Source organism: Gluconobacter aidae (genome assembly GCF_009547075.1).
Lineage (GTDB): Bacteria > Pseudomonadota > Alphaproteobacteria > Acetobacterales > Acetobacteraceae > Gluconobacter > Gluconobacter aidae.
Genome location: NZ_WIPH01000121.1, coordinates 1 through 267, shown reverse-complemented (window position 1 = coordinate 267; position 267 = coordinate 1). Strand labels below are relative to the sequence as shown.

The following is a 267-nucleotide window of genomic DNA, read 5'->3' as shown; positions in this document are numbered from 1 at the left end:
GTCTTCTTGCTCCTCTTCGACAGAGAGGGCAGGCACCGGCGTTAAAGCACCGCTTGAAGCTTTGATATCGACGACCAGTTTGCGAAGCCCTGCAATCTCGTCACGAAGCATAGTCTCGCGGGTCTTCGTGACGGCCGTACTCACAGCCTGCGTCTGCTTCAAGCCGGTGAGGAAAGCATCGGTCTGCTCAAAATGTCCTGCGATGATGTCTAGAAAATTATCGACCTGCTGCATGTACGCTGCCATCTGGAGCGCCTGCTGGGCCAT

General features: G+C 55.4%; 1 protein-coding gene. It reads right to left on the bottom strand.

Features of this window, described 5'->3' with window-relative positions:
• On the bottom strand, positions 1–234 hold a 234-nt coding region (locus GFJ39_RS13990; protein ID WP_153432067.1), incomplete at its 3' end, for a hypothetical protein.
• Positions 235–267: the final 33 nt, after the last annotated feature.